The sequence below is a fragment of the Lysinibacillus sp. FSL K6-0057 genome, from assembly GCF_038630885.1.
Classification (GTDB): domain Bacteria; phylum Bacillota; class Bacilli; order Bacillales_A; family Planococcaceae; genus Lysinibacillus; species Lysinibacillus fusiformis_F.
In genome coordinates this window covers 4,711,868-4,731,578 of record NZ_CP152047.1, presented here as the reverse complement: position 1 = coordinate 4,731,578, position 19,711 = coordinate 4,711,868, and the positions used below count along the sequence as shown (strand labels likewise).

20 protein-coding genes and 1 pseudogene are annotated in these 19,711 nt (G+C 35.5%); 13 read left to right on the top strand and 8 right to left on the bottom strand.

Going from position 1 to position 19,711, the window contains the following annotated elements; all coding sequences use genetic code 11:
- Positions 1-79: 79 nt before the first annotated feature.
- The 8 genes and pseudogenes from MHB40_RS23660 to MHB40_RS23625 all read left to right on the top strand — a co-directional run bounded on the left by MHB40_RS23660 (position 80) and on the right by MHB40_RS23625 (position 7,074).
- A pseudogene (locus tag MHB40_RS23660) lies at positions 80-747 on the top strand (response regulator transcription factor).
- Positions 744-2,117, top strand: coding sequence for a HAMP domain-containing sensor histidine kinase (locus MHB40_RS23655; protein WP_342533556.1), 1,374 nt, complete (start codon positions 744-746; stop codon positions 2,115-2,117). Before MHB40_RS23660 ends, MHB40_RS23655 begins: the two are co-directional and overlap by 4 nt.
- 109 nt (positions 2,118-2,226) lie before the next feature.
- On the top strand, positions 2,227-3,138 hold the full coding sequence (locus MHB40_RS23650) for an ABC transporter ATP-binding protein (RefSeq protein WP_342533555.1): 912 nt from the start codon (positions 2,227-2,229) through the stop codon (positions 3,136-3,138).
- Positions 3,135-3,845: an ABC transporter permease gene (locus MHB40_RS23645; RefSeq protein WP_342533554.1), complete on the top strand. Its 711-nt coding sequence runs from the start codon at positions 3,135-3,137 to the stop codon at positions 3,843-3,845. The genes MHB40_RS23650 and MHB40_RS23645 overlap by 4 nt, the downstream gene beginning before the upstream one ends.
- Positions 3,845-4,582 carry an ABC transporter permease gene (locus MHB40_RS23640; RefSeq protein WP_205446035.1) on the top strand — a complete coding sequence of 246 codons (738 nt, stop codon included), beginning with the start codon at positions 3,845-3,847 and terminating at the stop codon, positions 4,580-4,582. The genes MHB40_RS23645 and MHB40_RS23640 overlap by 1 nt, the downstream gene beginning before the upstream one ends.
- A gap of 20 nt (positions 4,583-4,602) precedes the next feature.
- Positions 4,603-5,865, top strand: a complete 1,263-nt coding sequence (locus MHB40_RS23635; protein ID WP_342533553.1) for an erythromycin esterase family protein — start codon at positions 4,603-4,605, stop codon at positions 5,863-5,865.
- A gap of 69 nt (positions 5,866-5,934) precedes the next feature.
- A complete protein-coding gene (locus tag MHB40_RS23630; protein WP_342533552.1) occupies positions 5,935-6,819 on the top strand; it encodes an AraC family transcriptional regulator in 885 nt (294 codons plus the stop codon).
- A gap of 96 nt (positions 6,820-6,915) precedes the next feature.
- Complete coding sequence (locus tag MHB40_RS23625) at positions 6,916-7,074, top strand: DUF1540 domain-containing protein (RefSeq protein WP_004231699.1); 159 nt, start codon at positions 6,916-6,918, stop codon at positions 7,072-7,074.
- A gap of 47 nt (positions 7,075-7,121) precedes the next feature.
- Here MHB40_RS23625 and MHB40_RS23620 read toward each other — a convergent pair whose 3' ends face one another.
- Positions 7,122-7,364 carry a group-specific protein gene (locus tag MHB40_RS23620; protein WP_205446032.1) on the bottom strand — a complete coding sequence of 81 codons (243 nt, stop codon included), beginning with the start codon at positions 7,362-7,364 and terminating at the stop codon, positions 7,122-7,124.
- Positions 7,365-7,437: 73 nt separating this feature from the next.
- Positions 7,438-8,775: a PLP-dependent aminotransferase family protein gene (locus MHB40_RS23615; protein ID WP_342533551.1), complete on the bottom strand. Its 1,338-nt coding sequence runs from the start codon at positions 8,773-8,775 to the stop codon at positions 7,438-7,440.
- 118 nt (positions 8,776-8,893) lie between these two features.
- Here MHB40_RS23615 and MHB40_RS23610 point away from each other — a divergent pair, with 118 nt between their 5' ends.
- Both MHB40_RS23610 and MHB40_RS23605 read left to right on the top strand, forming a co-directional pair.
- Positions 8,894-9,805, top strand: a complete 912-nt coding sequence (locus MHB40_RS23610; protein ID WP_342533550.1) for a DMT family transporter — start codon at positions 8,894-8,896, stop codon at positions 9,803-9,805.
- A complete protein-coding gene (locus MHB40_RS23605; RefSeq protein WP_342533549.1) occupies positions 9,802-10,719 on the top strand; it encodes a DMT family transporter in 918 nt (305 codons plus the stop codon). The genes MHB40_RS23610 and MHB40_RS23605 overlap by 4 nt, the downstream gene beginning before the upstream one ends.
- Before the next feature lie 17 nt (positions 10,720-10,736).
- On the opposite strand, the gene MHB40_RS23600 is transcribed toward MHB40_RS23605, so the two are convergent.
- Together MHB40_RS23600 and MHB40_RS23595 are read right to left on the bottom strand one after the other, a co-directional pair.
- Positions 10,737-11,831: a HAMP domain-containing sensor histidine kinase gene (locus MHB40_RS23600; protein WP_342533548.1), complete on the bottom strand. Its 1,095-nt coding sequence runs from the start codon at positions 11,829-11,831 to the stop codon at positions 10,737-10,739.
- Positions 11,822-12,544: a response regulator transcription factor gene (locus MHB40_RS23595; protein WP_342533547.1), complete on the bottom strand. Its 723-nt coding sequence runs from the start codon at positions 12,542-12,544 to the stop codon at positions 11,822-11,824. The genes MHB40_RS23600 and MHB40_RS23595 overlap by 10 nt, the downstream gene beginning before the upstream one ends.
- 156 nt (positions 12,545-12,700) lie before the next feature.
- Here MHB40_RS23595 and MHB40_RS23590 point away from each other — a divergent pair, with 156 nt between their 5' ends.
- From MHB40_RS23590 to MHB40_RS23580, 3 genes are read left to right on the top strand one after another with little or no spacing between them, the layout of a single operon-like run.
- Positions 12,701-13,621 carry an ABC transporter ATP-binding protein gene (locus tag MHB40_RS23590; RefSeq protein ID WP_342533546.1) on the top strand — a complete coding sequence of 307 codons (921 nt, stop codon included), beginning with the start codon at positions 12,701-12,703 and terminating at the stop codon, positions 13,619-13,621.
- A complete protein-coding gene (locus tag MHB40_RS23585; protein ID WP_342533545.1) occupies positions 13,614-14,312 on the top strand; it encodes an ABC transporter permease in 699 nt (232 codons plus the stop codon). Before MHB40_RS23590 ends, MHB40_RS23585 begins: the two co-directional genes overlap by 8 nt.
- A 14-nt stretch (positions 14,313-14,326) precedes the next feature.
- Complete coding sequence (locus MHB40_RS23580; protein WP_342533544.1) at positions 14,327-15,196, top strand: DUF4097 family beta strand repeat-containing protein; 870 nt, start codon at positions 14,327-14,329, stop codon at positions 15,194-15,196.
- 57 nt (positions 15,197-15,253) lie between these two features.
- Here the strand turns inward: MHB40_RS23580 and MHB40_RS23575 are convergent, their stop codons facing one another.
- Genes MHB40_RS23575 through MHB40_RS23560 form a run of 4 tightly spaced genes read right to left on the bottom strand, consistent with a single transcriptional unit; the run spans position 15,254 to position 19,585 of the window.
- Complete coding sequence (locus tag MHB40_RS23575; RefSeq protein WP_342533543.1) at positions 15,254-16,708, bottom strand: MFS transporter; 1,455 nt, start codon at positions 16,706-16,708, stop codon at positions 15,254-15,256.
- A gap of 46 nt (positions 16,709-16,754) precedes the next feature.
- The gene (locus MHB40_RS23570) at positions 16,755-17,531 is read right to left on the bottom strand and encodes an ABC transporter ATP-binding protein (RefSeq protein WP_342533542.1); all 777 of its coding nucleotides are present in this window, start codon (positions 17,529-17,531) and stop codon (positions 16,755-16,757) included.
- Position 17,532: 1 nt separating this feature from the next.
- Positions 17,533-18,591 carry an iron ABC transporter permease gene (locus tag MHB40_RS23565; RefSeq protein WP_342533541.1) on the bottom strand — a complete coding sequence of 353 codons (1,059 nt, stop codon included), beginning with the start codon at positions 18,589-18,591 and terminating at the stop codon, positions 17,533-17,535.
- The gene (locus tag MHB40_RS23560; protein ID WP_342533540.1) at positions 18,578-19,585 is read right to left on the bottom strand and encodes an ABC transporter substrate-binding protein; all 1,008 of its coding nucleotides are present in this window, start codon (positions 19,583-19,585) and stop codon (positions 18,578-18,580) included. The genes MHB40_RS23565 and MHB40_RS23560 overlap by 14 nt, the downstream gene beginning before the upstream one ends.
- Between the last annotated feature and the right edge of the window lie 126 nt (positions 19,586-19,711).

Sequence of the window (19,711 nt, the reverse complement as noted above, 5' to 3'; positions counted from 1 at the left end):
AATTATGTTTTAGTTAAAGATATCATGAAAAATATGGTATTTTAATATAGGTTTAGGTCATCAACGAGGAGGATAAACATTGATTCGTATATTATACATAGAAGATGAAAAAGAAATCGGACAATGGGTAAGCAAGGAATTAACTGAACGGGTTATGATGTGACGTGGCTAGAGTCGGGGGAGGGTCTTGAGCAACACATTACCACAAAAGATATTGCTATATTGGATGTGATGCTACCTGGATTGGATGGTTTCTCCATAGGTAAAAGAATTAAACGCGAAAATAAAGACCTGCCAATTCTAATGTTATCAGCACGAACGGCTGTTGAAGATAAAATTGAAGGGCTACATTTTGCTGATGATTACTTAACAAAGCCATTTCACCCTGATGAGCTAGTAGCAAGGCTGGAAGTATTATTGAGAAGATATCAAAAAAATGATGATGTACTGGCATTGCAGCATCTTAAAATTTATACGAAAGATATGCGAATTATCAATACGATAAATGAAGAAGAAATTCCTTTGACGGGTAAACAATTTTATTTATTGCAATATTTTATACGACACCTAAATCAAATTTTAACGAAGGAGCAACTCTATGAGGGGGTTTGGGGTGAGAGCTATATAGAAGGTGATAAAACCCTGATGGTGCATATACGGTACTTAAGAGAAAAGATAGAAATAGATCCTGCAAAGCCCATGATTATTGAAACAATCAGAGGAATTGGCTATAGGGTGAAACTATGAAATTTTTTCGATCATTATTAGCGAAATATATGCTCATTATTTTATTCGCCATATCCATTGTTCAAATTTCCTATCTTGGTGTTGCTATTTTCGTATTAGGCATTACAAAAACAGGGACAGGGGAATTTTCCAGCGGAGTTCTCGTAGAAAGTGATATTGAAAAGCAATGGCATGCTCAGGCTAAAAATATGACCAATGTGACAGATGATACTATTACGCAGCTTTTTCAAAAGTGGCAAGAGCAATTTCCTACTGCTTCTATGTTTTGGGTAAGTGAGGAGGGGAACTTACTGACTACTTTGAATGTAAAGGAGCAGTTGCCAGCAAAGTGGACACCAGCCTATACAACCCAATTTATAAAAGAGCGCTATGGAGGCGATCCATTTACTGTTATAGCCTTCTTAGACGATGATATGTCAAATGGCTTTATTGTACTAGAGATTTCAAGAGTAGCATTTAATCCTCCGCTTATTAAGGTCTACGATAACTATGGGAACTTTTTATTTTTTGGTGTTGTTGCCGTTATTCTATTTTTTATTGTGGTTTCGCTTTTGTTTTTCAAGGGAATTCGCAAAAGACTATTACATCTTCAAGAAGCTATGGAGATACGTGATGTAGATGGTTTACCTATTGAAATTCATGTGAAAAAGAGAGACGAAATTGGTCAACTGGAGCACAGTTTTAATAGAATGGTCAGCGAGCTGCGAGAAAGCAAGCAACGCCAACAAAAAGAAGAGCAACTAAGACGTGAACTGATTGCTAATTTATCACATGATTTACGGACACCTTTAACGAAAGTAAGAGCACAATCCTATTCAATTAGTAAAGAGGCATTATCAGAGGACGGGAAGCAGGCATTAAAGGCTATGGAAACATCCATAGTGAATATTGATGCTTTAATTGAAAATTTGATGTCCTACACATTGCTTATGGCAAGTAAATATAAATTTGAACCGAAAGACATCAATGTGATTCGATTTGTGCGGGAACACCTAACGACATGGTACCCAGTTTTTGAGCGAGAAGGTTTCACCATCGATATTGAACTGCAGGCATTTGAACCAGTTGAATGGCGTGTTGATCCATTATGGTTAGGACGAGTATTTGATAATATTTTCCAAAATATACTGCGTCACGCGAATAGCGGGAAATATATAAGCGTGAAAACGGTATCGACGGAGAGTTATACAGCATTTATTATTGAGGATCATGGGCAAGGAATGAAAAATGAATCAAATGCAAAGGGTGCAGGAATTGGCTTATCGATTGTTGATGTCATGATAAGGGGCATGCATCTAGAATGGGATCTCCATTCCGATCATTCCGGCACAAAAGTCATCATAAAGAATTCTGCGAAGCTTGAGAAATAAATGCTTCGCAGAATTTTTTATGTTAGAAATATTTTTTAAACAAAATTTAAACTTGGCCCATACCTGTTTTTAAACTTCCCTTTTTATGATAGTTAAAGAGGTGAGGACATTGGAATATATCGTACAAACACAAAACTTATCAAAAAGCTTTGGGAAAGAGCAAGCTGTATCAAATTTGAACTTACAAATACGTAAAGGTGAAATATATGGATTTTTAGGACCGAATGGGGCAGGTAAAACGACTACAATTCGAATGCTTCTTGGTTTAATGAAGCCATCTTCGGGGACAATTAAAATCTTTCAAAAGAATATTACCAAGGAACGCATCCAAATATTAGCGAAGGTTGGTTCATTAGTAGAAAACCCTTCCTATTATCCGCACTTGACGGCATATGAGAATCTGGAGGCACTAAGAAAAATACTAGGTGTACCGAAATCTCGAATTGATGAAGTTCTGGAAATTGTCCGTTTGAAGGAAGCTGCCAACAAAAAGGTAAAAGGTTTTTCTCTAGGAATGAAGCAACGTCTTGGTATTGCAGCTTCTTTACTACATCATCCTGAATTACTTATTTTAGATGAACCAACGAATGGTCTCGATCCTTCAGGGATTATAGAAATTCGTAATTTAATTAAAAGATTACCAGAGGAATATGGCATGACCATTATTATTTCCAGCCATTTATTATCAGAGATTGATCAAATGGCTACACAAGTAGGAATTGTTTCTAAAGGCAAATTGATTTTTCAAGATTCTATTGAGGCGATGCGCCGATTTGCCCAACCAAAGGTTACCTTTAAAGTGAACAATGGCGAAAAAGGATGGCGTTCCTTATTGGCAAATGGCATTAAGGCAGACTATCAAGATGGTGTGATTTTCTTAGAAGAATGCTCAGATGAAAAGGTTGCCCATATTGTCAAAGTTCTTGTTCAGGAAGGTATGTCAGTATTCCGAGTGGAGGAAGAGAAACGTTCATTGGAGGATATATTCCTGCAAATGACGATGGGAGAGCAGGGGATATGATGGGAAAGCTGTTAACTGCTGATTTCTTAAAAATCAAGCGCAAAGGATTATGGCTTCTAACGCTCATCGGTCCTTTAGGCGTGGTTGCTCTGCAAATGGTCAATTATGGAGTAAGAAAGGATTATCTCTTACAGCAAAGTGAGGATGATTGGGGCTATTTCTTACTAAACGTGCATTCATTTACACCGCTTGCCATTGTCTTGGGCATTGTCATTCTCACATCATTCATGGCGAGCATTGAAAATGAAACCAATGCTTGGAAGCAGCTCATCGCATTACCTGTTTCCAAATTAACCGTGTATTTGTCGAAATTTACGCTGTTAGCTATCTTACTATTTTTGGCTTCAACGCTATTAATGCTTTTTACGTTGAGCTTTGGGCTGTTTTTAAAATTAGGTGATACCGTACCTTACATGGAGCTAGCTAAATTTAGTTATTTCCCTGCTTTTGCAGCATTGCCTATCTTGGCTCTTCAATTGTGGATTGCGAGTGTAAGTTATAATCAAGGAATCCCTATAACTGTAGGCATTATCGGGGTGATTTTTGCCTATTCTTCCTATGTTCTACCTGATTGGATGATATGGAAATGGCCATCATTGATGAACCATTGGAATGAGCCGATAATCAATGTCTTATTAGGCGTAGGAATTGGTATTTTACTCTATGTAATCGGCATGATTGATTTTACAAGAAGGGACGTGAAATAATGATTGCTTTACTTCAAGCTGAGTGGTTTAAGTTACGTAAATCAAAAATGGTACCGATTATTTTGGCAGGACCCATGATCGGGCTTTTCATTGGTCTATCAGCTAATTTAGAAGACAACATACAGGGGATTGAAATCAATGAATGGTATATTTCTCTGTTTTCGATGAATTTAACATACGCTCTATTATTTTTACCTCTTATTTCAGGTGTTTTTACCAGTCTCATTTGTAGGTATGAACATCAGTCGGGTGGATGGAAGCAGCTTTTGGCACTGCCCGTAACAAGGGGGAAAGTATTTGTAGCCAAATACGTGTTGGTTATGCTGCTTGTTTTGGCGATGCAGATATTGTATTTAGGCTCTGTCTTTGCTGTTGGGATGGTAAAGGGTTACACAGATCCCTTTCCTATAGAAATTGTTTGGAAAAGCATAGTAGGAGGCTGGGTAGCGACCTTGCCATTAGTAGCCTTGCAATTATGGATGTCCATTATGTTTAAAAGCTTTGCTGCACCGTTTGCTGTTAATGTTATATTTACGTTACCTTCTATTTTAGCGGTGAATTCTGAACGTGTTGGTCCATATTATCCGTGGGCTCAACCTTTTTCAATGATGTATATAGGTGGCAAAACAGATGATGTGTTTTTTGTGCCGTGGGAGCAATTGTTAACAGTTGTAGGGGGTGGATTCATCCTGTTTTTCCTTGGAGGTTATTACTATTTCCAACGCAAAGCCATTTAACACCTTAAAGGAGAATTGATATGAGAATGTTGAAACGAAGCTTACGATTTTTAACTGCATCTGTACTGCTAGTAGCTTTAGCAGGATGTGGAGAAGGTGAGGTTGTAAAAGATGCCTCGCAATATACTAGTGAAATAAAAGAAATCAATATTCCTGACGAAGTGAAAATTATTGGATTTGGGGAAGCCACACATGGCAATATCGAATTTCAAACGTTAAAAAAAGATTTGTTTGAGACGATGATTAAAAATGAAAATGTCCATGTCTTTGTCTTAGAAGGAGATTTTGGTGGAGCCCAGCAGATTAATCAATTTATCATGAATGGTGCTGGAACAGCAGAGGAAGCTATAAAAGCTTTAGACTATGGCATCTACAAAACTGAGCAAATGGTAGAGTTTGTGCAATGGATGCATGACTATAATCAGACAGTCGATGAACAAGATAAAATTTATTTTTATGGCAATGATATGCAACGCTATGATTACAGCAAAAAAGGGTTGCTTGATTATTACGCCAAGGTACATGCTGACAATGCGCAGAAATTCACGACTGAGCTAGAGCATGTTTCCAATAAAACGATGAGAGATTTATCAAATAGTCAGCTAAACGAGCTGGATAAAACGATAGATACAATAATTAACGATTTACAATCAAACAAAGCGATATATGAGAAAAAATCATCAAAGGATGACTTCTCCTTTGCTGCACAATACGCACAAATTATGAAACAGCGTACACAATTATTTTTAAATGATGATAACTACATGAATTTACGGGATCAATATTTAGCTGAAAATTTACAATGGATTGTTGAGTACGAAGCAACACAAGGTCACAATAAAGTATTAATGTCTGCTCATAATGGTCATATTGAGAAAACTTCTGCTTCGATGGCAGGCTATCAATCAATGGGACAATATTTAAACGAGCATTTTAAAGATCAATATTTTGCAATTGGCACAGACTTTGTGAAAAATACATTCCAAGCACAAAATGGGTCTGGTGAACGAAAGGAATACACGATTGAGCATCATAATGCTTTAGTGGATGCCTTTAGTGACATCGATAGCAACATCTTTTATGTGGATTTTGAAGCTGCCAAACAATCGAAGGAGCTGGCGAATATTCTATCCAAAAAGCAAAGAATGGGCAATATCGGTGATGATTTTCGTCCATGGTATAAGCTGACACAAATGCTGTATACCATTAAAATGACGCCTGAGGAAGCTTATGATGGTCTCATTGTTGTGCAGGAAGCAACACCAACAAAAATAATTGATTGAGTTAAATTTAGCAACCTCCATCAAAAAATCTGTTTCCTTCTCCAGTATGATAAAGATGAGGTGAGTAACATGGAGTATAGTCAGGCAACACAAAGAACTATTGCCTATATCGAGGAGCAATTGATGGAACAAATTTCACTTGAATGTCTTCCTAATACTGCTGGCTATTCGAAGTACCATCTAAGTCGTATTTTTAAGCAAGAAACGGGAGTTACGATTGGTGAATACATTCGTATACGCCGGCTAGCCATGGCTGCGAGTTATTTGATGTACTCTAATGAATCGATATTAAAGATTGCATTTACACTTCAGTTTCAATCACAAGAAGCTTTTACAAGAGCCTTTAAAGAAGTTTATGCTGTACCACCAGGGAAGTACCGAAAATTGATGCAATCACTAAATATGTTGGAGGAGGAAAATTACATGGAAACAGTTGAACAGGTTAAAGGTTGGATGTTGAGTGGAGCGAATCCAGAATTATATAAATTTCATACAGATGACAAGGTGTTTCATTCAGGGAAGCGTTCAGGCGTATTGTATTCCACAACTGCATCAGCAAATCAGGGACAATTCGGTACGATGATGCAGGGCTTTCAGGCAACTAACTATAAAGGAAAGCGCTTGAAAATGTCATGCTATTTAAAGACGGCAGACGCTACAAAGTGTGGTGCATGGATGCGTATTGACAATGGTACGGGTGATACCATTCAATTTGATAATATGAATCAGCGTTCTGTGATAGGTTCTACTGAATGGAATCACTATTCTATTGTCTTAGACGTACCTGAAGAAGGTGACTCCATTTATTTTGGTGTGTTATTAATTGGTTCGGGTAAGGTATGGGCAGATGGTTTTCGATTTGAGGAGGTTGACGACAAGGTACCCTCTACAAATATGCTTACACAAGAACATTTATCGAATCATCCAACTAATCTAGACTTTAGTATGGAGTAAATCAGACAGCACTAACTAAATCGTGAGATGACTTTTTTGAATTACGTATTGATTACCTCGAATTTGTTAAAGATAACAAAGAGGAGGTGTGAGACAATGGCACAAGAAATTCTTTGTGAAGTCAATAACTGCACATTTTGGGATTCTGGTAACAAATGCACAGCCGAAAAAATTTATGTTGTCAGCCAAAAGGGACAACATGCTTCCAACAGTGAAGAAACAGACTGTAAAACATTCGAACCTGAAACGCATTAATGTAAAAGGGTAGCCATAAATATGGTTACCCTTTTTCCCTTTCTTTATTAATAAATATCCACCTTTTCTTTGTTAAATAAAAGAGCATGTGCATTTTTTACTTTTTCTTCTACATAATCTAACGAGTATTTACCAACGGAATCCGTTAAATCACCAATTGCGCGAGATAAATTATCGATGATTGGAATAAGTTTGTGCAATTCAATGCAGTCTTTGTCTTTGTGCATCTCATCCATGATTTCATAAGCAAGACGCTGAATTTTTCTTAATCGTAATTTTTCAGCTTGCATTGTATCCCCCTTATAGAAGCATTTAAGATGTCTCATTATATGAGCTACAATAAGGTTTCATGAATGCTATTCTTTAGAAGTAATGTTTAGGGCTATGAAGGGCTAGCACTATTTCCCTTATGCCAGCATCAATTTTGGATTCTTCTACATTCGATACATTTATTTTTAAAATACGTTCATGATAAAATACATCTAAATAATTGCGGTTTATAGGATCCAGCAAAATATTTTGTTGTGCCAAATGTTGAATAAGCTTATTAGTATTCACCTGCCTCGGTAGAACGATATGGCTATGCATACAGATTTCCTTAGAGGATGAATACTCTGCCAGATGAGTTGCTATAGATTGCTGAAGTTGATTCGCTCGGCTTGCATAAGCTTCACTGACTTTCTTTTGATAACGCTCAAACATGCCACTTTTCAAGTAAAGCTCTAATGCAGCCTGAGAAATCATGGAGCTATCAATATCAGTGGTATTTTTATACTGTTGAAAGGTATTAATCAAAACATTTGGTAAAACGGCAAGTCCAATACGTAAGCCAGGAAACATAATTTTAGAAAAGCTTTTTAAATAGATAACATGCTGCTGTGTATCATCTGTATAGATGGGATCTATTTTCGAATTTTGCTCGAAATCCGCTAAATAATCATCTTCAACAATGTAAACATTATATTGATAAGCAAGTTTACGGATTAGATCCTTTGTCTTTTTGCTATAAGATGTACCTAGAGGATTGTGCAGGCGTGGCATCGTGTAAAAAAACTTTATGTCATGTTTGCTGAAAATGCTTTCTAATTCATGTAAATCAATGCCATCCGTTGTTCTTTTGATGCCGATTGCTGGTATTCCATAGGTTTTTAAATAATCCATATATAAATGGTAACTAGGTTGTTCCACTAAAATGGTTGAGCGACCATTTGGAAATGGCATAATACTTAGCAAAGACAAGGATTGCTGGACGCCAGAAGTAATGAAAATATTATCTTCCTTTGTAAACAGTTGATAATTTGCTAATAATTTTTTTGCTTCCTCTATTAATGAAGGTAGGCCTTTTGGTGTTCCATATCTAAATAAATCTGCTTGGTATGTGTCGATGGCTTTGTTAATACAATGCTGAAAATCTTGGTATGGAAAAGCATGCCAACTGGGTGATGATGTAGCAAAATCTATGTAATTTTTCATTTTCGGTTGGATGGGCAGCTGATGATCGACAACATAGTAGCCACTTTTAGGCAATGCATAGATAAGATGCTGATTCTCCAGTTTTTTTAAAGATGTTAAAATCGTACTCTTACTACAGGAAAATTGTTGTGATAACTGGCGAATAGAAGGAAGTTTTGCACCTGCATGAAGAGAGCCTGTTTGGATTTGAGTCAGGAGCTGAGAATAAATCCATTCATATTTAAGCATATATAACCTCCAGCACATCTGTATCGGTACAGATGTGTTTTTTTCATATCGTCAATGTGTTCTCTTTTTAATACGATAACAATACCGGCCGGAATGATTTGAGAAGGAGCATTATCGTATGTCAGAAAAAAGAAAAGCCTATATAGCAGCGATTTCGTATGCATTTATCATTGGCCTTTCATTCATGTTTGTGAAAGTTACATTAACAGTGGCGAGTCCAATTGATACATTAGCCCATCGCTTTACGTTTGCCTTCATCGGTATTGTTATTTTAATGGTATTTACGAAAAATGAGCTAACAATAAAAAAATATGATGTACTAAAAATTTTACCGTTAGCCATATTGTATCCCATTGTTTTTTTCACTTTTCAAGTGCTTGGGCTTGCTAGAATTTCCTCTTCTGAAGCTGGAATTATTCAAGCAACGATTCCTATTTTTACATTAGCACTAGCAGGTTTATTGTTAAAGGAAAAAGCTACTCGTGGACAGCTTGTCTTCATTAGTTTATCTGTACTTGGAGTTATCTACATGCTAATTATGAATGGAGCCAATGCGACTACAGGAAATGTCATCGGAAGTGGATTCATTTTACTTTCAGCCCTTGCTGCGTCGCTTTATAACGTGTTTGCAAGAAGGCTTACAAAGCAATATTCATTACTGACCTTAACGTATGTGATGACATTATGTGGATTTGTCATTTTTAACGGGATGGCTCTTGGAAATCATTTGGTGAATGGTACAATCAATGAATTTTTTCAGCCATTAACACATGTTGATTTTGTCATCGCGATTTTATATTTAGGGCTATTATCTTCGCTCGGTACGTCCTATTTATCCAATTATGCGTTATCTAAATTAGAAGCTTCCCAAATGAGTGTCTTTAGCAATTTTGCTACGCTCATTACAATACTTGCAGGCGTTTTGGTTTTACAGGAAGTCTTTCACCTTTATCACTTTATTGGTGGAATCCTCATCATTATTGGCGTCATAGGAACAAATTATTTTGGGCATAGGAAGGTAGTGCAATGAGAAAATACAGCCTTTTGCTATTAATAAGTTGTATATGGGGCTCTCAATTTTTCTTCGTAGCATTAGTTACGAATGATGTGGGAGCTGTTACTTTATCTTTGTTAAAAGCTTTAATCGGTGCAATCTGCTTAAGTATCATGAGCTTATTTTTGAAAAGAGAAAACTACTTAGCAAATAGTAAATTATATATTGGGATTGCCATTTTTGAAGTAGTGATTCCCTTCGTCCTCATTGCGCAAGGTCAAAAATATGTATCCAGTAGTATTGCGTCTATGCTCATAGCAATGGTCCCGATTATTACGTTAGTGCTCTTTGTTTTTTTCTTTAACAAAAAAGTTAGTCCGTTTCAAACGGCTAGCATTCTATTAGGCTTTTTGGGGATCATCATTCTTTCTTGGCCAACACAAGGGATGGGTGGTTCAGGCACAGTACTAGGGAATGTGCTGCTACTATTAGCAGCATTGAGCTTTGCATTTTCGTTAATTTTAATGGAGAAGTTAGAGGATGGTTCGCCAATCGTTCATATGAGAAATATTTTAGGAATTGCCACTGTGATTTTATTACCAATGGCATTTATCCTTGAACAACCATTACTATTAAGCATAGATGGGATTCAGATCGTTTCCATTGTTATATTAGGCATTTTCCACGCAGGGATTGTGTATATGCTTTATAATCTTTTAATTAAAAGTGAGGGTGCTTTATTTGCCTCTTTTAGTAATTATATTGTTCCCATAGTAGGTGTTCTACTTGGATATTTGATGTTGAAGGAACCGTTATTAATCCAACATTTCATAGGGATATGCATTATTCTTTGTGCTCTTTTGTTGTCGAAAGAGCGGGTTGTTGAAAAGAAACAAGAAGTGGGGAATATCAAAGAAGTGAACGTAGGTTATAAAAAATCACCTCGATAGTGTACGAGGTGATTTTGCTATTTTTTCGGAAATGTAACAATGAAGGTAGCCCCTTTAGCAAGTTCACTTTCTAGGGCGATGGTGCCTCTATGTGCTTGAATAAGTTTATAAACGATTGCCATACCTAATCCAGTGCCTTCTGAAGAAGTATCTGTTGTTGTTCCACGATAATACTGTTGGAATATTTTATCCTGTATATCGGGAGTCATACCAACACCGTTATCCACAATGTGGATTTCAACATGTTGATCGCTATCAATAATCTTTGTATAAACATCGGTGTTCGGCGGATTGTGGATAATCGAGTTCATTAAAATGTTTTGCAAGATCCGCTGCATATATTTTGTATCAAAATCAACGTTTATGAAAGCTTTATCTGTTTGGAAATGTAATTTATATCCATCTGCTTGTGGGTAATTGCTTATATTAGCAACAATTCTTTTTGTAAATTCCACAATATCCTGATTTATTTTGTGGATAGGCAATGTTCCGTCTGTACTATTTAGCTGAATAACGAGGCTTAAATCTTGAATTAGTTCTTCCATATGACTCCCTTTATCAGCAATCTCCTGAATAAAAGAATGGGCTTCTTCTTTAGACCATTCATATTGTTCATTTAATAATAGAGTTGAATAGCCTGTAATATAAGTTAACGGTGTTTTCAAGTCATGAGAGATGCCAGCAATCCACTCTTGTTTCGCTTGTTCAACTTGCGCTCTTTCTATTTCAGCAGCCTTGAGCTTTGTTGATAAAGATTGTAGGTATTGTAGCACTTCTTGATAGAGCATAAAGCGCATACGGAGTTTGCCTTTACGGTTATAGACCTTAGAAAATCCATTTGGTTGTGTGTAGCTTTCCTGTGAAAGCTGCTGAATCCAGTTCATTATAAAACCAAGTGGACCTCCAAAATACCATCCAAATACAGCAATGCATATGAGTGTACTAAAACCAAAAATCCATAGTACCAATAAATTCTCATAATCCTCACTAACAGATTTCTTAAAGAGAGGAAGAATGCATTCAAGACTAATCAAAATGCAAAGACCACTAAAAAGTATCCACAAAATTATCCCCAATGCGAGATGCAATGTAAACCGAGTATTTATTCGCATAATAATTCCTCTTTGGGTGGGATAAATTTATAACCGATCCCCCGTAGGTTAACGATAATTTTAGGCTTACGCGTGTCGTCCCCAAGTTTTTTCCGTAACTTCGATATATGGATTGTAACGGTTTTCTCTTCGCCATAAACATCATGTCCCCAGACAAATTCGTAGAGCTGAGAAGTTGTAAAAATACGATTTGGGTTTTTACAGAAGAAATGCAGAAGCTCCAGCTCTTTAGCGGTACATTCCACATATTGATTGTTAACCGTTAACGTCGCAGATTGTGGATTGTAGGAAAAATAGCCGAAATCGAACTTAGCGCTTGGTTGCTGCTGAGAAGCTTCATACATTTTTTGACGTCGAAGAATGACCTTTATCCTTGCGATAACCTCTAACGGATTAAAGGGTTTTGTTATATAATCATCGCCGCCAATGCCTAATCCAGTCAATTTATCGAAATCTGTGGAGCGTGCGCTCACAAAAATAATCGGTGTGTTTGTATGCTTACGTATTTCTGTACAAAGTTCAAAGCCACTAATATCGGGTAGCATGATATCCAGTAGAATAACATCGTAATGATGATCTTTTACAAGCTGTAGAGTTCCTTTACCCGTTGAGGAAGTATCAATATTTGTAAAGTGTTCTTTTCGAAGTGTAATATCTAATAATTTCAAAATGCCAATTTCATCGTCCACGATTAAGACATTTGCTGCTTCCATTTTTATCCCTCTTTTCTTTTTCATCATAACAGCTTCTAGTTTTGATATCCTCTTTCTTTTAAAATATTACTGGCTTTTTCCGTTGTGTTTACTTTGTTTTTACTTTCCTTTATTAAGCTTAGAGTAACGAAAACAAAATGGCGAGGAGCTAAAACTGTGGAATCTGTTATAGAAATTAATCAATTAAGCAAAAGCTTTAAAGGAGTAGGGATTGTCTTTGGCGTCAATATGAACATTCAACAGGGAGAGATTTATGGTTTTTTGGGTCCTAATGGAGCAGGGAAAACGACAATCATGAAGATGATTTTAAATTTAATAAAACCGACCTCGGGTGAAATTAAAGTCTTTAATCAACCAATTACGAAGACATCCTATCAATATTTAAGCAAAATAGGCAGCATTATTGAGTATCCCGAATTCTATGAAAGGCTGACAGCAAAGGAGAACCTAGAACTGCATTGCAAATATATGGGCATTCACGAAAAGGAGGCAGCTGAGGAAGCACTCAATATAGTTGGTCTTCAAGGTGTCGAAAATAAAAAAATTAATGAATTTTCCTTAGGGATGAAGCAACGATTAGGGATCGCGCGTGCCATTGTTACCAAGCCAGAGATTTTGATTTTAGATGAGCCCATTAATGGTCTAGACCCAATTGGCATTAAAGAGGTGCGTGAACTGTTAGTGCTACTTAAAGAAGAGTATGGCATCACCATCTTAATATCGAGTCATATTGTTTCAGAGATTGAATCAATAGCAGATACAATCGGTATTCTTCAGCATGGGAAATTACTAAAAGAAGTAAGAATGGACGATATTCGAAAGGAAACCATGGAATATCTAGAAGTTACGGTGGGTGATTTAAAGAAAACTACGAATGTCTTAGAGAATTTAAAGATTCGAAACTATGAAATTGTTAGTCAGCAGAGAGTACGCATTTTTGATCAAAATAATTCATCATCTCAAATAAATAAGGAGCTTATTGCTCATGGCATTGTGGTTCATAGTATTGAAAAGCAGCAACAGCATTTAGAAGAGTATTTTATAAAATTGATTAATGGGGGAGCTCAACATGCTTAAACTACTAAGACTCGAATGGAAAAAGAATCGAATGGCTGGCTATTTTAAGGGTTTAATCATTTGCATAATTGGTATTTTTGTAGCTGTGACATTAATGGCAATGGGTCCTGAAGGAGATAAGGTATTTCTAAATTACACGGACTTTATGTCCTTAACGAACATTTTAATTCGAATTGTTTTTATTATCTTTTCAAGTGTCATTCTTTCCCGATTAGTTATAGATGAATATAAAAATAAAACCATACAATTATTATTTTCATATCCGTTGAAAAGGAAAAAAATTATAGTATCTAAGTTACTACTAGTTTTCAGCTTTTGTTTTATGAGCATCATAAGTGCCACAATCATCATCAATTTACTAATTTATTTTTTAAATCCAACATTGGGTCTATTTGGAGAGCCTACTGACATACAAGAAATGATTGCTACCATTCCTTCGACTCTAATGGTTGCTTTTATGACAGCTGGTGTAAGCTTAATACCTTTGTACTTTGGTATGCGAAAAAAATCAACCGCTTCTACCATTACGTCAGCTGTATTAATTGGATTTGTCATTAACGCAACAGTTTCTGATGGCTCTACCTCTTCCAGTTTATTTCAAATTATGGCAGTGCCCATTATTTTATGTTTACTAGGATTTTTTATAGGTTATTTATCATACCGCAAAGTTGATAAAGTGGATTTAACGTGAAATGAGGAGATTAGATGAAAACAACGACGATGGTACTGCTGTTGTTTATTGCAATTGGAGGAATCTTAGTTGTCTTGAAACTAAGTGGAGAACAAAGCTTTGAAAGTCAAAAATCGTTTGATGTACAGCAAATTCAACTATTAGAAATAGACAATGAGTCATGGAATATTGTATTAGAAGATACAGATGAAGAGGAATTAGTTATTGATATTAGTGGAAAAAAACAAAAGAAGCAAAGTGATCCTGTAGAAATAAAAGAGGATGGTACAAAAATTAGTGTTCTTCAGCATGATAGAGAGGAAGGTATTTTTAAGAATGTAAGCTTGGGAGAGAAAGGGACCGTACACATTGCCATTCTAACGAACAAAGTGCCTACTATTCGAGTAAAGAATAGCTATGGAGATGTAAACATTAATCATTTAACAACAAAGGATATTACAATCTCCAGTGATTCTGGTTATAAGGTCATTAAAGAACTATCAGCTGATAAAGGTGAATTTACATCCAAAGATGGTGAATTAAAGATGACAGATAGTAACATAAGTGAATTAACAATAGCTTCTACGAATGGTGATTGCTATATTACTAGCGTTTCGAGTCCAAAAATGAAAATTTCCTCGACGAGCGGTGAAGTAATATTAAAAGAAATGAATGAGGAAAAATCTTTATTTGTAGAAACAAAATCAGGGGATATTTTAGTTTCATATCGTACTGCTCCGCAATCATTAATGCTGATAGCAAATAGTGAATCATCAGATATCACAGTTAAATTAAAGGGATTAAAGATAGAAAAAAATACTAAGGACTCAATAGAGGGGAGAATGGGGGAAGCAGAAAATAGGGTAGAGTTAAAAAATAAGGCAGGAATAATGAATGTGCAATAATAGAAATGTATGACAAGCTCGAAATAATTCAGAGTTTGTCATACAAAATAGTATATTTTAATGTTGCTTTATTTTTATTTTTAAAATCATTTTATGATAAAGCGACAAAATTATATAGGCTATCATAGAAAACAGTCCAATGACAATTAAACTTACAGTGAAAGCATGAATATAATTTAAGAAAGAAGCGCTCTCTAAACTTGTTCCTAAATAATAAGAAAATACTATACTAATACCTGCGACTGCTAAGGAATTTGCTAAATACATAAAGGTTGTAAATAGACCAGCAGCAACCCCCATATGAATCTTTGGAATGTTACCCAATATGGCATTTGCTAAAGGTGTTGTAGCAAGACCAAGTCCAAGACCATAGACGAATAAAAGGATTATTGCATCCGTTCTGAGTAAATTATATTGCTTCATCCATAAGAAAAGGACAAGTAAAAAAGTACACATACTCATACATAATGCACCCATTTTTAAAACAATAAAACCATATTTATTAATAATTTTTGAAGAAACAATGGACGTTAAAAAAAATCCAATTCCTATTGGTAGAAAAACTAAGCTCGTTTCTCCTGTATCATACGTTAGACCATATTGTAAAAAGTAACTAAGGATAAAGAAAAAGGCAAACATACTTAAGTAAATAGATAGCACAGAACAAATGCCAAATACAAAAGGGCGATGCTTAAATAAACTTAGGTCTACGAGAGGTGACTGTTGAAGTTTTTGCTTAAATCGCTCAAGATAAATGAACAAAATAAGTACAACAAATGAAAGCAGTAGACAGCTAAAAATCCAAGTTTGCCATCCCTGTTGTTGGACTTCGGATAAAGGATAAATAAGTAGAAATATACTAACCATTAATAAAATTGAACCCATCCAATCAATATGATTGGATTTCTTATCCGTTGACTCCGGTATAAAAGGGAGCAAAAGGAGTACTGGCATGCCAATTGGAACATTGAAAAAAAATACAGTTCGCCAACCGCCGTTAAATAGATTCCAATGAACTAATAATCCTCCTAATATTAAGCCAAAGGTAAAGGCTACTCCAATGACAGCACCATACAAGCCGAAAGCTAAATTTTTTTCTCTAGGCGGAAAAATTTCCTGGATTGTTGATAAAACTTGAGGCTGAATAAGGGCTGCGGCTAAGCCTTGAACAAATCGAATCCCAACTAATAGCAATGGGCTTGAAAGAATTCCCCCTAGGAAAGCAGTAAGGGTAAAGAACAATACGCCAATCCATAATATTTTTTTTCTACCGTAAATATCACCTAGTTTGCCTCCAATTATTAAAGCAGTTGCAAGGCCAACCGAATAGCCTGAAAATAGTAATTGAGCGTGAGAAAATGATATATGCAAGTCGTTTTGAATTGCAGGTAATGCAATTTGTATCATGTAAGTATTTAAGGAGATTAATAATGTTGGAAGTAATATCACAGCTAATGCCAACCATCTATATGAATAGAACGTGCTTGATTTTTCTGATGGAATTGGATTCATAGATACTCCCTCCTTTTAATTGATTGGTTGTCAGTCAAAAATAACTTTAGTGATTTGGTAAAGCTGGATGATACGCGACGACTATATTTTTCGTATCATTATTTTGATAGATACTACAGTCAACCTCATAAACTTCTTTTACTAATGCAGGTGTTAGTAGCTTTTCGGGCTTGCCATGTGTTAGTATTCGACCATTTTTTAATACATATAGATATTCGCAATACATAGCAGCAATAGATAGATCATGTAATGCGGCCAGTGTACCAATTTGTAATGATTGCACTAGTGATAAAATTTGAATTTGATATTTAATGTCTAGGTGATTTGTAGGTTCATCCAAAATTAAAAACTTTGGTTCTTGAGCTAAGGCACGTGCGAGAATGACACGTTGTTTTTCACCACCAGAAAGATAAGAAAAATGTTTTAAAGCATAATGCTCTAAGTTTACTTTTCGTAATATGTTATCCACAAGTTCAATATCATTTTTTGTATCTGATTCCAACATTTTTTTATGTGGTGTTCTACCCATCATCACCATATCACGTACAGTAAAGTCAAAATTAGAGTTGTTAAATTGCCCAACGACCCCCATTTTTTTCGCGATTTCTTTTGGAGAGGATTTAACAATATCTATATCATCTAAAAAAATCTTGCCACTAGTGGGTTTTATGACTTTATAAATGTTTTTTAATAGGGTGGATTTTCCACAACCATTCGGTCCAATAATGCCAACAAATTGTCCCTCTTTCACCTTTAGCGAAATACTTTTGATTATTTCAACATCAGATACTGTGAATGAAACGTTTTCCACATCTAATTCCATATTAGTTACCCCCAAAACCATATTTCTTTTTTATTAACATGTGCATAAATACTGGGGCACCTAATAATGAGGTCACGATGCCAATTGGTAATTCACTGTTAGGAATGATTGACCTTGCTAATAAATCTGTCCATATTAAAAAGATGGCCCCTACTAAAATAACAATAGGTAGTAGTTGGTGATGATTCGAACCTGTAAAGATGCGTACAATATGTGGGATAATAAGCCCAACAAAGCCAATGATTCCACAAGTTGAAACTATAATGCCTGTCAAAGCAGCAGAAATAACTAAAAATACTTTTCGATAAGTATTTATATTAATACCTAGTGTCATAGCAGCATCATCTCCCATAAGCATTGCATTCATAATCCGCCATTGAGAGAGGAAAAATACAGCTATAATAATAATAATAGTAGCAATTAAAGGCAGGTCATCCCAATCAGCAGTGGCCAAACTTCCCATTGTCCAAAATGATACTGAACGTACACCTTCCGCATCCTTCGCAAAATATATAAATAGATTAGATAGAGCTGTAAATAGTGCATTGACAACAGTTCCGGCTAGAATAAGTTTAATAACAGACATTTTTTCTCCAATGCTTGATAGCAGCAAGACTAGAAAAGTTGCCAATAAAGCACCTAGGAATGCCCAAATCATTAAATTTGATTCTCCAAAAAGGCTGAACTGATATCCTAATATGATAGAGAATGTTGCACCTAGTGAAGCACCTGAAGAGATACCAAGTAAATAAGGATCTGCAAGTGGATTCTGAATGGTTGCTTGCATCACACTACCACAAAGTGCCAAACCACTCCCAACGAATAGTGCTAATAAAACTCTAGGAAAACGAATTTGCCAAATGATTTCGAGTGTCATGTTAGAAATAGTTGTATCTATATGACCTATATTTATTCCTGTAATTTGATATAAAACAATTTTGCAAGAATCAAGAAAGGGTATACTGACTTGTCCTATGGAAACAGAAGCAATTATTGAAAGGAAAACTAGCACTATCAAAAATAGAAGTAGGGTAAAAAAAGAAAATTTACTTTTGAGCATTTTTTATCACCCCAGGGTGGATAAATTCAGCTACTTCTTCATATAATTCAGCAATCTCAATGCCACCATTTATAGCCCCTGTATATTCTACGGCCATAACTTCATTATTTTGAATGGCTTTTACAGTTCGAAGCTTTTTATCATTCATTAAATTATTTTTTGTCTTTTCTTGATTAGGCTCTTGGAATTCTGTGATGATAATTTTATCTGGATTTGCTGCAATAATTGCCTCTGTTGAAAGTTCAATATAGTCTTCTTTCGAAAGTTCTAAATATGTAGCTCCAGCACCTTCAATCATCTCGTCAATCATGGCCCATTTTGGTGAGAAGTAGAAATACTTTCCTCTAGCTCCACTTATCAATAGAACAGTAGGCTTTTCCTTAGAATCTTTAACTTTAGAAGTAATGGCATCTATGCGTGTTTGTTGTTCAGTCAAATATTTATTTGTTTTATCTTCTATATTAAAAACCTTCCCGAATGTTTGAATTTCCTCAAAGTAAATATCTATACTACGTCCTATTGTAAAGTTGGTAGAAGAAACAACAGGAAGTCCACGGTTGTTCCAAGATGGGATACTTCCAATTAATTCCTCACGAAATGCAGAAGCAATAGAGTAGATTAAATCAGGTTCTAAAGCCATGATAGCCTCTTTAGATGGCCACATTTCACTAACTAAAGGTAGTTTTTCAATCCCATTTTTGTAGTTTGAATTTGTTAAATCACTATATGCAAATCCAACGACTTTTTCTTGCTGTCCAAACTTAACTATTAACTCTGCGACAGCTGAACCGATGACCATCACTTTATCTGGAGCATTGGGGATAGTCTGAGAGATTTTCTGTCCTTCATATGTGTAAGTATCTAGTGTTACTGGATAGTTTCCACTAATAGTTGTATTGTCTTTTTTCTCAGAAATAGTTTCCTGTGATTGTGCACAACCTAGAATCAGCAATAGAAGTGTGAAACTTAATAGAGAAAGGGTCTTTTTTAACATTTAAATCCTCCTAAAAATTAGTATTTGACTGACAGTCACTCAATAATGTTTCACAATATTTCTTCTCACTCTGATAATTTGACTAGTTATTAGTCAAATGCTTAAATGAAAAAAGGGGGTAGTTCA

Coding starts and splice junctions, on each gene's coding strand:
- MHB40_RS23560 (WP_342533540.1), bottom strand. CDS start 19,585: ATGTTAAAAAAGACCCTTTCTCTATTAAGTTTCACACTTCTATTGCTG.
- MHB40_RS23585 (WP_342533545.1), top strand. CDS start 13,614: ATGCTTAAACTACTAAGACTCGAATGGAAAAAGAATCGAATGGCTGGC.
- MHB40_RS23570 (WP_342533542.1), bottom strand. CDS start 17,531: ATGGAATTAGATGTGGAAAACGTTTCATTCACAGTATCTGATGTTGAA.
- MHB40_RS23605 (WP_342533549.1), top strand. CDS start 9,802: ATGAGAAAATACAGCCTTTTGCTATTAATAAGTTGTATATGGGGCTCT.
- MHB40_RS23645 (WP_342533554.1), top strand. CDS start 3,135: ATGATGGGAAAGCTGTTAACTGCTGATTTCTTAAAAATCAAGCGCAAA.
- MHB40_RS23635 (WP_342533553.1), top strand. CDS start 4,603: ATGAGAATGTTGAAACGAAGCTTACGATTTTTAACTGCATCTGTACTG.
- MHB40_RS23580 (WP_342533544.1), top strand. CDS start 14,327: ATGAAAACAACGACGATGGTACTGCTGTTGTTTATTGCAATTGGAGGA.
- MHB40_RS23595 (WP_342533547.1), bottom strand. CDS start 12,544: ATGGAAGCAGCAAATGTCTTAATCGTGGACGATGAAATTGGCATTTTG.
- MHB40_RS23610 (WP_342533550.1), top strand. CDS start 8,894: ATGTCAGAAAAAAGAAAAGCCTATATAGCAGCGATTTCGTATGCATTT.
- MHB40_RS23630 (WP_342533552.1), top strand. CDS start 5,935: ATGGAGTATAGTCAGGCAACACAAAGAACTATTGCCTATATCGAGGAG.
- MHB40_RS23625 (WP_004231699.1), top strand. CDS start 6,916: ATGGCACAAGAAATTCTTTGTGAAGTCAATAACTGCACATTTTGGGAT.
- MHB40_RS23640 (WP_205446035.1), top strand. CDS start 3,845: ATGATTGCTTTACTTCAAGCTGAGTGGTTTAAGTTACGTAAATCAAAA.
- MHB40_RS23600 (WP_342533548.1), bottom strand. CDS start 11,831: ATGCGAATAAATACTCGGTTTACATTGCATCTCGCATTGGGGATAATT.
- MHB40_RS23565 (WP_342533541.1), bottom strand. CDS start 18,591: ATGCTCAAAAGTAAATTTTCTTTTTTTACCCTACTTCTATTTTTGATA.
- MHB40_RS23655 (WP_342533556.1), top strand. CDS start 744: ATGAAATTTTTTCGATCATTATTAGCGAAATATATGCTCATTATTTTA.
- MHB40_RS23575 (WP_342533543.1), bottom strand. CDS start 16,708: ATGAATCCAATTCCATCAGAAAAATCAAGCACGTTCTATTCATATAGA.
- MHB40_RS23620 (WP_205446032.1), bottom strand. CDS start 7,364: ATGCAAGCTGAAAAATTACGATTAAGAAAAATTCAGCGTCTTGCTTAT.
- MHB40_RS23615 (WP_342533551.1), bottom strand. CDS start 8,775: ATGCTTAAATATGAATGGATTTATTCTCAGCTCCTGACTCAAATCCAA.